The 11,544-nt window shown below is 24.9% G+C and carries 17 protein-coding genes and 1 pseudogene; 13 read left to right on the top strand and 5 right to left on the bottom strand.

Features of this window, described 5'->3' with window-relative positions:
• The 4 genes and pseudogenes from I4U89_RS07050 to I4U89_RS07035 form a co-directional block, all read left to right on the top strand.
• Positions 1-184: pseudogene (locus I4U89_RS07050) on the top strand (FAD-dependent oxidoreductase); the annotation flags it as partial.
• Between the two features lie 154 nt (positions 185-338).
• Positions 339-512 (top strand): hypothetical protein, encoded by a 174-nt coding sequence (locus I4U89_RS07045; protein WP_195939687.1) that lies wholly within the window; start codon positions 339-341, stop codon positions 510-512.
• Between the two features lie 33 nt (positions 513-545).
• Positions 546-761, top strand: coding sequence for a DUF4177 domain-containing protein (locus I4U89_RS07040; protein WP_195939686.1), 216 nt, complete (start codon positions 546-548; stop codon positions 759-761).
• A gap of 116 nt (positions 762-877) precedes the next feature.
• Positions 878-1,492 (top strand): VanZ family protein, encoded by a 615-nt coding sequence (locus I4U89_RS07035; protein ID WP_195939685.1) that lies wholly within the window; start codon positions 878-880, stop codon positions 1,490-1,492.
• A 125-nt stretch (positions 1,493-1,617) separates the two neighbouring features.
• Here I4U89_RS07035 and I4U89_RS07030 read toward each other — a convergent pair whose 3' ends face one another.
• Both I4U89_RS07030 and I4U89_RS07025 read right to left on the bottom strand, forming a co-directional pair.
• Positions 1,618-2,130: an ImmA/IrrE family metallo-endopeptidase gene (locus I4U89_RS07030; RefSeq protein WP_195939684.1), complete on the bottom strand. Its 513-nt coding sequence runs from the start codon at positions 2,128-2,130 to the stop codon at positions 1,618-1,620.
• 110 nt (positions 2,131-2,240) lie between these two features.
• Positions 2,241-2,642 (bottom strand): helix-turn-helix domain-containing protein, encoded by a 402-nt coding sequence (locus tag I4U89_RS07025; RefSeq protein WP_195939683.1) that lies wholly within the window; start codon positions 2,640-2,642, stop codon positions 2,241-2,243.
• 263 nt (positions 2,643-2,905) lie between these two features.
• Between I4U89_RS07025 and I4U89_RS07020 the strand changes: the two genes are divergently transcribed.
• The 8 genes from I4U89_RS07020 (at position 2,906) to I4U89_RS06985 (ending at position 10,292) form a co-directional block, all read left to right on the top strand.
• Entirely contained in the window at positions 2,906-3,121 is a 216-nt protein-coding gene (locus I4U89_RS07020; protein ID WP_195939682.1) for a helix-turn-helix transcriptional regulator, read from the top strand.
• A 177-nt stretch (positions 3,122-3,298) separates the two neighbouring features.
• Positions 3,299-4,105, top strand: a complete 807-nt coding sequence (locus I4U89_RS07015; RefSeq protein WP_195939681.1) for a phage antirepressor KilAC domain-containing protein — start codon at positions 3,299-3,301, stop codon at positions 4,103-4,105.
• Between the two features lie 50 nt (positions 4,106-4,155).
• Entirely contained in the window at positions 4,156-5,160 is a 1,005-nt protein-coding gene (locus I4U89_RS07010) for a YqaJ viral recombinase family nuclease (RefSeq protein ID WP_195939680.1), read from the top strand.
• A gap of 107 nt (positions 5,161-5,267) precedes the next feature.
• Positions 5,268-5,954 carry a replication protein gene (locus I4U89_RS07005; protein WP_195939679.1) on the top strand — a complete coding sequence of 229 codons (687 nt, stop codon included), beginning with the start codon at positions 5,268-5,270 and terminating at the stop codon, positions 5,952-5,954.
• Entirely contained in the window at positions 5,839-6,618 is a 780-nt protein-coding gene (locus tag I4U89_RS07000) for an ATP-binding protein (RefSeq protein ID WP_243279180.1), read from the top strand. Before I4U89_RS07005 ends, I4U89_RS07000 begins: the two co-directional genes overlap by 116 nt.
• 195 nt (positions 6,619-6,813) lie before the next feature.
• Positions 6,814-7,242 (top strand): DUF4829 domain-containing protein, encoded by a 429-nt coding sequence (locus I4U89_RS06995; RefSeq protein ID WP_195939678.1) that lies wholly within the window; start codon positions 6,814-6,816, stop codon positions 7,240-7,242.
• A 340-nt stretch (positions 7,243-7,582) separates the two neighbouring features.
• A complete protein-coding gene (locus I4U89_RS06990; RefSeq protein ID WP_195939677.1) occupies positions 7,583-8,641 on the top strand; it encodes a hypothetical protein in 1,059 nt (352 codons plus the stop codon).
• Positions 8,642-9,176: 535 nt separating this feature from the next.
• Positions 9,177-10,292: a hypothetical protein gene (locus I4U89_RS06985; protein ID WP_195939676.1), complete on the top strand. Its 1,116-nt coding sequence runs from the start codon at positions 9,177-9,179 to the stop codon at positions 10,290-10,292.
• Positions 10,293-10,365: 73 nt separating this feature from the next.
• Here I4U89_RS06985 and I4U89_RS06980 read toward each other — a convergent pair whose 3' ends face one another.
• The 3 genes from I4U89_RS06980 to I4U89_RS06970 are packed head-to-tail and all read right to left on the bottom strand — an operon-like array spanning position 10,366 to position 11,049.
• Complete coding sequence (locus I4U89_RS06980) at positions 10,366-10,512, bottom strand: YvrJ family protein (RefSeq protein ID WP_092924691.1); 147 nt, start codon at positions 10,510-10,512, stop codon at positions 10,366-10,368.
• 58 nt (positions 10,513-10,570) lie between these two features.
• Positions 10,571-10,798: a DUF2922 domain-containing protein gene (locus I4U89_RS06975; protein ID WP_195939675.1), complete on the bottom strand. Its 228-nt coding sequence runs from the start codon at positions 10,796-10,798 to the stop codon at positions 10,571-10,573.
• Positions 10,799-10,824: 26 nt separating this feature from the next.
• A complete protein-coding gene (locus I4U89_RS06970) occupies positions 10,825-11,049 on the bottom strand; it encodes a DUF1659 domain-containing protein (RefSeq protein WP_195939674.1) in 225 nt (74 codons plus the stop codon).
• A gap of 193 nt (positions 11,050-11,242) precedes the next feature.
• On the opposite strand from I4U89_RS06970, the gene I4U89_RS06965 reads away from it, so the two are divergent.
• Positions 11,243-11,509, top strand: a complete 267-nt coding sequence (locus tag I4U89_RS06965) for a Mor transcription activator family protein (protein WP_195939673.1) — start codon at positions 11,243-11,245, stop codon at positions 11,507-11,509.
• Positions 11,510-11,544 lie beyond the last annotated feature (35 nt).

Raw genomic sequence — 11,544 nt, 5'->3', positions numbered from 1 at the left:
TTTACTTCAACTTCCAACTAATTTATTAATAGGTGACTTTATAGCTTATTCTAATAATGAAATGCATAAAGAAGGTGGAAATAAGTTAAGATTTACATTTGCAGGAAGTGTTTATTTTAATAGGATGAAAGAGTTAGGTTTTTATACGATGGATAAAGATGTTATAAGGGATTATATTTACTGAAAATATACTTTATTGTTATATATTACCTGTAGCAATTGCTATAATTAAATAAAGGGGGGAAGTTATGGGATATATATATTAATTTAATAGTAGGTTTACTAGGGATAATTTTAGGATTTATTACTGTGAAATCAAATGAAAAGGGGAATGTTATATGATCTCAAACAAACTAAGATTAATATTAAGTGGGATAGCAATAATATTATTTTTTTATGTGTTTATATTAAATGGTAAAAATTCATTTAATTCTGTTAATATAGGATTGTTTATAATATTTATAGCATATTTTATTACTTCATTGGTTAGACAAATAAAGGATAAAAAATAAAAGAAAGTATTTATTTAATTGGGGGAAAGCCATATGTATGAGTATAAATTTATAAAAGTGTCATTAAAAAAAGGATGGAATGTTAAAACTGGTGATACTTTTGAGGAGTGTAAAAATATTATTCAAGAAGAAGCAAAAAATGGATGGAGATTAAAGCAAGTTATTGTTCCAGTAAATGAAAATACTGGCATAGCTCCATATGCAGCATCGTATTGTTATCAAATTATTTTTGAAAAAGAAATAAAATAATTATTTGAAACGATAAAAGTAAAGTGGATATTTTTTATGACTTAATTGATATAAATTTACAATCATGGTATATTAAGTATTGTAAATTTAGACAAGATTCAGAGGGGAAGTAAGGTATGTATTCATTAGAACTACATGGATTATTTATTTTTGGATTACCAATATGGATAATTGCAAGAATAATAATATTAATAAACAGAAGAAAAAAGGGTATTAAATTTAATATTGGAGATGAAATTTTAACTAATCTATTTGCAATATATTTATTTTTACTTATAGGAATAACTATTTTACCTATAAATATAGGCGAAACATTGCCATATTTACAAGAATTAAGCTTTATAGAAAGATGTAATATAAGTATAGTTCCATTTTTAGATTATTTTAAATATGGAGTTTATCTTAGAAATATAATGAGAAATGTAATTGGAAATTTAGTTTTATTAATGCCATTTATACTGTATATATGTGCAAAAAGTGAAAAATCAAGAGATTTAAAGTCTTCTACTAAGATAGCTTTTTTCATATCATTATCAATAGAGTTGACTCAGTTATTTATGAATATATTTGGACTTACGTATATAAGAGTTGTTCATGTTGAAGATTTAATATTAAATACATTAGGTGGAGTTATAGCGTGGGGCATATTTAAACTTATGTATAAAGGTAAAATAAAAAGCATGATAGACAATATACATCCACAGTTAATTGAAGAAAATCAAATTAATTAATTTTAATATACTAAAACTAAGAGAGCATTAGAAATATTGCTCTTTTTATATGTTAAAAAATATATATTTTTATAAATATTTAAAATTAGGCATAAAAAATTGGTAAAATTTATTACCAATATTATTTAATAGGAAATATAGTGAGGATTCATAGCAAAAAATTGCTCATAGTCTTTTCTAACGGACTTATCTAAATTATTTACCTTCATATTAACATATCTAACAGGTACTTTTTCATGACTTGCTATTTTATAATTACAACTAGTAAAATATTTCATAAAAACATCATCATCTAATAAAAACTCAGCTGCAAAAGTTTCAGCTTCTTTTTCAAGTTTTTCATAAAGAACAGGATCATATTTTTCAACTTCTAAAGTATTTATATCTGGATGAAGTAGAACATGTCCAAGTTCGTGAGCATAAACTCTTTTTCTATCTTCATCAGAAAGATTGGCATCTATAAATACAAATTTTATACCATCAATTTTAAAATAACACCCCTCAGGCAATTCAGATTCTAAGCTATCATCAAAAAAATAAGTAACAACTTTAAAATGATGAAGTAAATCTAATGCACTAGACCCTGGATAATTTTCTTTTAGAGTCTTCACTTTTTCTTTTATATATTTTAAATTCAAAATCAATCTCCCCTTCATAAAAATCGCTTTGCTCATTCGACAACACGTTGCTCAAAAATCACTTCGCTCATATCGCAAAGTAAAATTGCCAATAAAATTAAAAGTTATTACTATTTATTTTTCTCTTTATCTATAGCTAAAAGCATCCCCATTTTAATAGCTTGTAAAACTCCATCTATAGCTTCTTTAGAAGCTGGTTTACCACAAAACATTAACCCATCTTGTTTTAACATTTCTTCAGCATTTTCTAATATATTTTTAATATCTTTTTCACTTTTTTTAGTTATATCACATTCATCATAAGTTCTTTCATAAGTAAGACCTAGTAAGTAGTCAGTAGACACTTCTAGTGCATCGGCAAGTCTTGAAAGTACAGCAGACTTTGGCTCTCTTAATCCATTTTCATATCTAGATAAACTAGCTTCTGTTATATTTGCTCTTTTTGCTAATTCTTTTTGGTTTAAATTTAAATAACGTCTAGCTCTAGAAATTCTTTGTGCAATAGTCTCCAAATTATTCACTCTCCTTTGGTTAAAATTAACAAATACTACTCTATAAGTTAATAATATCACAGTGTTACAAAAAAGGAAATAAAAATGTACATATGGTAATAAAAATATACAAAAATTAAAAAACACTAAAAAAAATGATAATTTGTATAATAAAATTATCAAAAATTGATTGACACTTACAAAATATGGATGTACTATTTAGTTACAAAGGAGCAAGAAAATATTTATAATAAAAAATAAAATAGAGATAGGGGAGTAAAATAATGGGACTTAGAATACTTAAATCAAAAAGAGCATTACTTGGATTAACACAAGTTAAAGTAGCAAATATGATGGGGATGAATGCAAAATCTTATAATCAAAAAGAAAATGGAAAATTGGATTTTTCATTAGAAGAAATAATAAAAATAAGTAAGGTATTAAATCTTAATATTAAAGATGTAAATGATATATTTTTAAACTTAGATGTTGAGAATTAGTTATACAAAAATTTTTACTTATTATATTACCAAAAGGTAATAAATAGAGGAAAGTTATTAAAAAATGATAATAAAAATATACAAAATATGATATTAAGTATTATCACAACTTTTATATAGGGAAATAATTATATTGTTTGTGAAGATTTAATACATAAAAATAATAGGGGGCATAGTATGAGAGATTTAAAAGTATTTTCTAATAAAGAGTTTGGGGATATAAATGTGATAGTAGTAAATAACAAAGAATATATAGAAGCTATAGGACTTGCTAAGATACTAGGATATATAAATCCTAGAGATACAATAATAAGACATTGTAAAAAAGATGGGGTAATTTTTTCCGACGTGGGGGTAGTTACTGGTTTTAGAAATGATGGTAGTGAAGTAATACAATATGTAAGAAAGAAATTTATAGATGAAGGTAATGTGTATAGATTAATTTTAAGGTCAAAACTACCTAGTGCTAAAAAGTTTGAAAAGTGGATAATGGAAGAAGTAATACCTTCTATTAGAAAACATGGAGCTTATATGAATGAAGATGTTATAGAAAAGGCATTAGAAGATCCAGATTTTATAATACAAATGGTAAATAAATTAAAAGAAGAAAAAAATAAAAGAATGTTAATAGAGAAAAAAGCTAGAAAGCTTGAAGAAAATATAGAACTAAATAAACCACTTGTTAATTTTGCAAAAACTATAGCTACAAGTGAAGATGCAATAACAATAGGACAGTTTGCTAAAATACTAAACAACAATAACATAAAAATAGGAAGAAATAGACTATTTACTATGTTAAGAGATAATGGATATCTTATAAAAAATGGAAAAGAAAAGAATATGCCAAAACAAGTGTATATAGAAAGGGGGCTTTTTAAAGTATCTGAAAGTATTGTAAATACAAGTGAAGGTGAAATAATATCAACAACAACACTTATAACTGGAAAAGGTCAGAAATACTTTTTAGAAATGATTGATAAATAGATTATAAAAAAATAATAAAATTAACAAATAAATATAAAGGGGAGTAACTAATGAGAAAATTTTTAGAGGCTAATGTAATTTATGATACTAAAAAAATGAGTAAATATGAATGGCTAAAAGAAAGGGGAAAAGGCATTGGGGGAAGTGATGCAGCTAGTGTAGTGGGGCTTAATCCTTATAAAAGTTCTGTAAGTGTTTATTTAGAAAAGCTTAGATATATGAAAAATAATGTAAATAATATAGATGATAAAACTATAAATAGTATATTAAATAAAAATACACAACATATTGAAGATACTATTTATACAAATTATAAAATGGAACTAGGTAATAAGTTAAAAGATTTTGTTGCTAGAGAATTTGCCCTAAAAACTAATAAAAAAGTTAGAAATATAAATGGGATACTTAAAAATGATAAATATCCATTTGCATTAGCAAATATTGATAGAGCTATTGTTGGAGAAAAAGCATTTTTAGAGTGTAAGGTAAGTGGAAGCTACTTAAAAAGAGAGTGGAAAGAAGGAGTGCCAATATATATTAAAGTTCAATGCCATCATTATATGGCAGTAAGTGGAGCTACTCATTGTTATGTAGCAGCACTTATAGGTAATGAGGATTTAGTTATTCATAAAATAGATAGAGATGAAGAAATTATAGAAGAAATTATGAAGTTAGAGAAAATGTTTTGGGAAAAGTGTGTACTAGGAGAAAATATTCCTGTACCAGATGGAAGTGATGATTATTCAAAAATACTTAAAAATATTTATAAAGAAAGTAAGGAAGAAGAGATAATACTATTTGAAAAGGAAAACTACCTAAATAGATATGATGATGTAGTAGGGCTAATAAAGGAGCTTGATACTGAGAAAAAGGCTATAGAACAATATATACAAAGTCAAATGAAGGAATATGAAATAGCTTATATTGGAGATAGAAAGATTAGTTGGAAAAGTCAAAGTAAAAATATATTAGATTCTAAAAGATTAAAAAAAGAACACCCAGAACTAGCAGAAAAATACATGAAAACTACTACATCAAGGGTGTTTAGAATTTAAGAAAAGCATTGAGAGTGATATTAATGAAAGTATGGAATTAGTTAACTAAGTTTTTATAGTAGAAATAATGATTTTATAAAATAGTAAATTTAAATAGGGGGATAGATATGGCAGTTTATAGGCATATACACATAGATTATTGGCAAGATGGTTTTGTACTTGATTTAACACCAGAAGAGAAATATTTTTATATTTACCTTATGACAAATAGCAAGACTAGTCAATGTGGAATATATGAATTACCTAAAAGGATTATAGAAACAGAAACAGGATACAATAGAGAAACAGTAGAAAAGCTTCTTAAAAGATTTGAGGAATATGGAAAAATTATTTATAGTGAGGAAAGTAAAGAAATTTTTATTAAAAATTGGCTTAAGCACAATAAGGTGGTAAGTCCAAAGGTTAAAAAATGTGTTGAAAAGGAACTTTTAGATATTAAAAACATTGACCTTATAAATTTATTTTTAAAAGAATGTGATAGGTATGGATATTCTATAGACAGGGGAAATATAAATACCACTATGGATAGTGTATCTATACCCATAGCTAAAGTAGAAAACAACTTTGAGTATGGGTATGGGGAAAAAGAAAAACAAAAAGAAAAACAAAAAGAAAAAGAAAAAGAAAAATACGAAGCTGGTGAGAAAAATAGGGGTGGTAGTTATGGAAAGTATAAAAATGAGTCTAGAAAATTTAAATATGCCACAGAACATGAAAAAGAGGATGGAGTACTTTATCAAAAGCCAAGTGAAGAACAACTTAGAAAGTTTAGAGAAGAACTCAAAAGAATATAGATGTTATAAGTGTAGAGATATGACTTTTATTATAGATGATGATATAGCAGTTCCTTGTAGTTGTAAAAAGGTTAGAGAAGCTGAAGATATTTTAAAAAAGAGTGGAATTAGTAAAGAGTTTAGAAATAAGAGATTTGATAACTTTGACTACTCAGTAGATATTATGCTAATGGATACTTATAAAAAGGCTAATGACTATGTTAAGTTTTTTGATGAAATTGAAGAAGGTAGGGGAAACTCTATTATGTTTTTAGGACAGGTGGGCTCTGGCAAGACCCACCTAAGTCTTGCTATTGCTAATTATTTTATGGATAGTGGTGTAGGTGTAGTGTATATGGGTTATAGGGATGTTATAACGAAACTTAAGCAAAATATTATGGATGAGGTTTATTATAATAGGGTTATGAATAGGTATAAAAATGCTAGAGTGCTTTTAATTGATGATTTGTTTAAGGGTAGGATAAGTGATAGTGATGTTAATATTATTTTTGAGATTGTAAATCATAGATATTTTAATAATTTGCCTGTTATTGTAAGCTGTGAAAAGAGAGTTAGTGAGCTTATGGACATTGATGAGGCTATTTGTAGTAGGCTTATTGAGATGTGTGGTGATTATATTTGTGAGATTAGAGGAAAGAAGCTTAATTATAGGATGAGGGGATAGATATTATAAAAATTAAAAATATACTTATTCATAGTAAAATTTATTTTTTATACAAAAATTTAAGGATGTAAAATAGAGAAATTAAGTTTATATAATATAAAAATTGAGATATATTACCATATTATGTAAAATAATAGTAATAATAAATTATTGTAATATTTATTATTACCAAATTATAAAATAAAGGGGAGTTATATGAAAAAACTTATTATATGTTTTTGTTGTATATTATCAATATTTTCATTAGTTGGATGTAATAAAGGAAAAGTATCTAATGATATTAAAATTGAAGTTAGTGAATCTACTAAATTTTCTAAAGAGGAAATAGATAATGCAATTAAATGTGTTAAAGATAATTTTGGTTTTGAAGGATGTACTTTAACAAAGATATGGTATGATGAAGAGAAATCTAATCACTTAGTTGATGCTTATTTAGAATATGGACGTGGTTTGGAAAATGGAGCTAAGGCAGAAAATGTTATTGTTTTACTATCAAATTTTGATGTTGATAGATTTAGTAATAATCCTGTTTTAGAACCAAATACAACATATACAGACTATCAATGGGTATTGATAAGGGATAATGAAACAAGCAATTGGAAAATTGATGATGCGGGTTATTAGAAATTGAATTTTTTATAAATAGTAAAAATAAGGTTGTCTTGTTGGACAACCTTATTTTGTGAAAAAAATCAACCATTTAATCTTATAGAGCAAACAATAAAAATGAGTAAAATAAATTTTATAAAGCCAAGTTGTACTTATTAGTTATAGTTTCAACAATTTCTTTGAAATCTACATAGTACACATTTATATATTTTAGATTTTAATTAGATATAGTTTTTACTATGATAGTACTAAAACTTTAAAAATTTTAAATTTACTTTTAGCTATTTGTAAGACTATACTTTAAATATATTTATATTAAAATTATTAAATTATAAATATATTTAAGGGGGATTAAATGAAAAAGAAATTAATAGTATTGTTTTTATCACTATCACTATTAATATGTATAGGTTGTAGTAATAGTGAGATAAATATTAGTGACAATAATATTGAAGTTAAGGGGTTAACTTTAAAGATTTCTTTAATTACAGTTGCATATGATGTATACAGAACTAACATTGGAAACTCTACTACATTTAACAAAGAATTTTATAGTAGTACAGGTAATTATGGATTAGAGTATTATAAGTGGTTGAAAGATACTTACTCAAGTATGGACTCTAGTATGAAAAGAAAACTTATAAATATATTTAAAAATCATGGCAATTGGTCATATGTTTCAGAGACTATTTCACTAGATGACAATGCTAGTGTTGAAGAAATAGTAGAAAGACTTAATAGTCAATCTAATCTTGAACTAAGTGAAATGCAAAAAGATAATATAGATATATTTTTTAAATATTTTTATAAAGAACACCTAAAGGAACTAATAAAAGAAAACAATTATATGATTGAAAAAAATACTAAAGAGGTAAATTCATTTTTAGAAAATAAAAATATAGATATTTTTAAATTTATGGAAGAAAGTAGTGGAATAAAATTTAAAAAAGATTATAAGGCTGTATTTTATTATGATTTACCACCAATTGGAGCTATGGGATTTGAGGAAGGTAATTTAAAAATATCAACTATTCTACCAAATACAACTAAAAAAGATCTGTTAAGTACACCATTTCATGAGTATTCACATGAATTATTTAAAAGCTTTACAAAGGGAATTGATTTTAAAAAAATGGCAAATAAATTAATAAAAGATAAAGACTTATATGATACTTATGAAAATATAGGTAAAGATGCTTATGATTGGGTAGGATGGTGTGATGAAAATTTAGTTGAAGGTTTTGCAAAGTATTTAGAATATAAGTACTATAATAATAAAAGTGAAAAATCACTTTATGCCTATGATTTAAAATTTTGTAATTACTTAATAGAAAATAATTTTAATCAAGATAATAAAAGTTTAGAAGAGATAAGTATGGAGTTTTATGAAAAAGTATTAGATGGTAAATTATAAATATTTTAGAGTATATTTAGGTATTAAAAAAGACAGGTTTCCGTTACCTGTCTTCTTTAGTTGGTAAATTATATTAAGTATAAAAAGAATAATAATGGATTAATTTTAGTAGGATATTTAAAGTATGTCCTAAAATGGAATTAATATACAAAAAATCGTAAATAAATAATTAAAAAAATATATTAAGTGATTTAGACTTGATTATGAATCATAAAAAGTATGGATATATCTTATAACAGTAGTAAATGTTTTCATTTGCGATTCAGGTAAATATAAAATATGGTATAATATTACAGTTAAATATAAATATTTTTTATAAATTATAAAATAAGAGTTTATAGTAAGTAAAGATGATTGGGAAAATATTAAATCTGATATTTGGCATAATGAATATTATCAGGTTGCTAATAGACTTGCTTTTTTAATAAAGCTTAAAGAAAAAGGTAAAAAAATAAAATTAATATTTTTAAATATGTGGGTGATTAAAACTATATTAAATTTTGATGTAAATAAACTATAAAACATGGGGGATAAAATGAATATAGTAAACTTATTAGGAATAACGTACAAAGAAGATATAATAAGCAACTTAATAGTTGGATTAATAAATGAATCTAAAGTATTTAGAAACTCATTTATTAAAAATATTTTAAATATAGAAAATCCATCAGATTTTAACGTTAAGGCTTATACAAGAATAGCAACATCAGCTGGTATTCCAGATATAATTGTAACATTAGAAAATGAAAAAGATTCAAGATTATTAATAATAGAAAACAAGTTAAAGGCAGATGAAGGGTTTAATCAAACTTTAAGGTATTCAGATGAAAAATGTATAAAAGATTTAGTAGATAATAAGTTATTGGAATTAAAAAATAAAGATATAACAACAGAGTTTATATTTTTAACTTTAATTCCTGAGCAAATACCTACTGGGGATAAATTTAAAAACATAACATATAAAGATTTAATTGAAAATGTAGACGTAGATATTGAAGATGATGTATTAAAAAGAATATATTTTGATTTTGTATCAATACTAAAAGATTTCTATAAAGATCTAGATATTAATGAAGATGAAAAGCTTATAGATAGTTGTTTTAATGAAGAAGATAAAACTAGGGCATTTATAAAGTTTAAAAATATAGTAAAAAACATAAAAGGCAAAAGTGGACTAAGTGTTAGAGAAATTGGAAAAGCAGGTGGAAATGGAAGATTAAATTATTATGCAAAAATATCTAAAGATAGTTGGATAGGAAATGAAAAAGCACGATTTATAGATGACACTTATAAAATAACAAAAGATTGTTATGATATACATCTAGAAGCATCCTTTGATATTTTTAATAAAAAGATGACATTACCTCTACATTATGAACCTAGACCATATATACCTAGAAAAAGATTAATAGAAAAAACAAATGAAGATGATTATCAAAAATATATAACTAAAAGAGATTGTGTAAAAGGTTTAGTACATAATGAAATTCATGATCTTGGAGATAGTAATATAAAACCTTACAATGGGTCTAACACGATAGCATCTATTAATATACCAATAGATGAAAATATTACAATTAAAGAGTTTATAGAGTCAATTGAAAAGTATATGATTATAGTAGAAAACATAGTAGATAAGTGTTTAAAGTAGGCTATGAGTAAATAGAAGTTGATTTTATGATAACTTAATATAAACAACAAATGAGCTGTATTTTACAGCTCATTTATTTCATTCCTATTATATTTTTAGATAATTCATTAATACTATCAGATAGAACCTGAAGCTTTCCTTCAATCCTTACAAGCAAATACATACTAAGGGCTATAGGAAAGCCAACAGAAGCTATAAGATTTTGTAATTCAGAATTCATAAAAACACATCCTTTCAATAAATTAAAAGCTATGCTAAAAATAGCATAGCCTTATTAACTATAAAACCAAGTCGTACTCAGTCGTATTAGTCTCAATAACCTTAGCTTCTACTAAAGATGCAAAGTTTTCTCCACCTGGTTTAAATATATTTTTAGAAAGTATAGTAGTCATAGCTGTTTTTATCTCTGATTCAGTTAAATTTTCTCTAGGGTCATCTACTGATATAGAAACTTTTTTTCCTGATGTTGTCATAAAGCTCATTAATAATTTCTTTGTAATTTCCATAATACACCTCCATATAATTTAATAACCTATTCTGATAATGTAGTATTATCTATTACAGCTACTTCTAGTAACGTATTACTTTGAAGTGATGCTATAACAGATCCAACAGCATATACATCATCATCTGTTGCTTCTGGGTCAACATTAAAGTAAGTCCTACTTTTTACCTTTGTCTTTCCAGTTACATCATCCATACCACAGTCAAATCTTAACTTTAATCCTGATGGATTTTTAGTTGCAGTTACTGCCATAATCATTCCTCCTTTATTTTTTACTTCTTGATAATAAGTATAGGTATTTGTGGTTTTAATAGAAATTAAAGTTTTTTATAAAAAAATTTAAATATCCTATGTATGAAAAAACGACGTAGGGTATTATATTTTATAATTAAAAATAGAAGGAAGTATATTAAAAATATTGAAGTTAAAGGTGGAGGTGCTATTTATGCTAGATTATTTAACTAAAGATGATTTACCAGAGTCTATTAAGGATTTAGCTGACGTTATTGGAATAGATTCTTTTAAAAAGCTTGTTAAGTTTGCTGGAGGAAGTAGCGTATATATTCCTAATGAAAGTAGTATTACTAAGCCTGTTAGGAATAAGATTATAAAAAAAGATTTTAATGGTAATTATAAGGAATTATCTAGAAAATTTGGCATAAGTGAAGTTCAAGTTAGAAATATTATAAATGACAAAATTGATAGAATTTAAAAAATTTAAGTTACAAAATTTTTAAAAAATTAAAC

Origin of the sequence: Romboutsia sp. 1001713B170131_170501_G6 (genome assembly GCF_015668195.1) — a bacterium.
In the GTDB taxonomy this organism is placed as follows: Bacteria; Bacillota; Clostridia; order Peptostreptococcales; family Peptostreptococcaceae; genus Romboutsia_C.
This window is presented reverse-complemented; position numbering and strand designations above follow the sequence as displayed.

Bases quoted from the DNA above. Each gene is read 5' to 3' on its own strand.
- I4U89_RS07045 (WP_195939687.1), top strand. From the start codon at position 339: ATGATCTCAAACAAACTAAGATTAATATTAAGTGGGATAGCAATAATA.
- I4U89_RS07040 (WP_195939686.1), top strand. From the start codon at position 546: ATGTATGAGTATAAATTTATAAAAGTGTCATTAAAAAAAGGATGGAAT.
- I4U89_RS07035 (WP_195939685.1), top strand. From the start codon at position 878: ATGTATTCATTAGAACTACATGGATTATTTATTTTTGGATTACCAATA.
- I4U89_RS07020 (WP_195939682.1), top strand. From the start codon at position 2,906: ATGGGACTTAGAATACTTAAATCAAAAAGAGCATTACTTGGATTAACA.
- I4U89_RS07015 (WP_195939681.1), top strand. From the start codon at position 3,299: ATGAGAGATTTAAAAGTATTTTCTAATAAAGAGTTTGGGGATATAAAT.
- I4U89_RS07010 (WP_195939680.1), top strand. From the start codon at position 4,156: ATGAGAAAATTTTTAGAGGCTAATGTAATTTATGATACTAAAAAAATG.
- I4U89_RS07005 (WP_195939679.1), top strand. From the start codon at position 5,268: ATGGCAGTTTATAGGCATATACACATAGATTATTGGCAAGATGGTTTT.
- I4U89_RS07000 (WP_243279180.1), top strand. From the start codon at position 5,839: ATGAGTCTAGAAAATTTAAATATGCCACAGAACATGAAAAAGAGGATG.
- I4U89_RS06995 (WP_195939678.1), top strand. From the start codon at position 6,814: ATGAAAAAACTTATTATATGTTTTTGTTGTATATTATCAATATTTTCA.
- I4U89_RS06990 (WP_195939677.1), top strand. From the start codon at position 7,583: ATGAAAAAGAAATTAATAGTATTGTTTTTATCACTATCACTATTAATA.
- I4U89_RS06985 (WP_195939676.1), top strand. From the start codon at position 9,177: ATGAATATAGTAAACTTATTAGGAATAACGTACAAAGAAGATATAATA.
- I4U89_RS06980 (WP_092924691.1), bottom strand. From the start codon at position 10,512: ATGAATTCTGAATTACAAAATCTTATAGCTTCTGTTGGCTTTCCTATA.
- I4U89_RS06975 (WP_195939675.1), bottom strand. From the start codon at position 10,798: ATGGAAATTACAAAGAAATTATTAATGAGCTTTATGACAACATCAGGA.
- I4U89_RS06970 (WP_195939674.1), bottom strand. From the start codon at position 11,049: ATGGCAGTAACTGCAACTAAAAATCCATCAGGATTAAAGTTAAGATTT.
- I4U89_RS06965 (WP_195939673.1), top strand. From the start codon at position 11,243: ATGCTAGATTATTTAACTAAAGATGATTTACCAGAGTCTATTAAGGAT.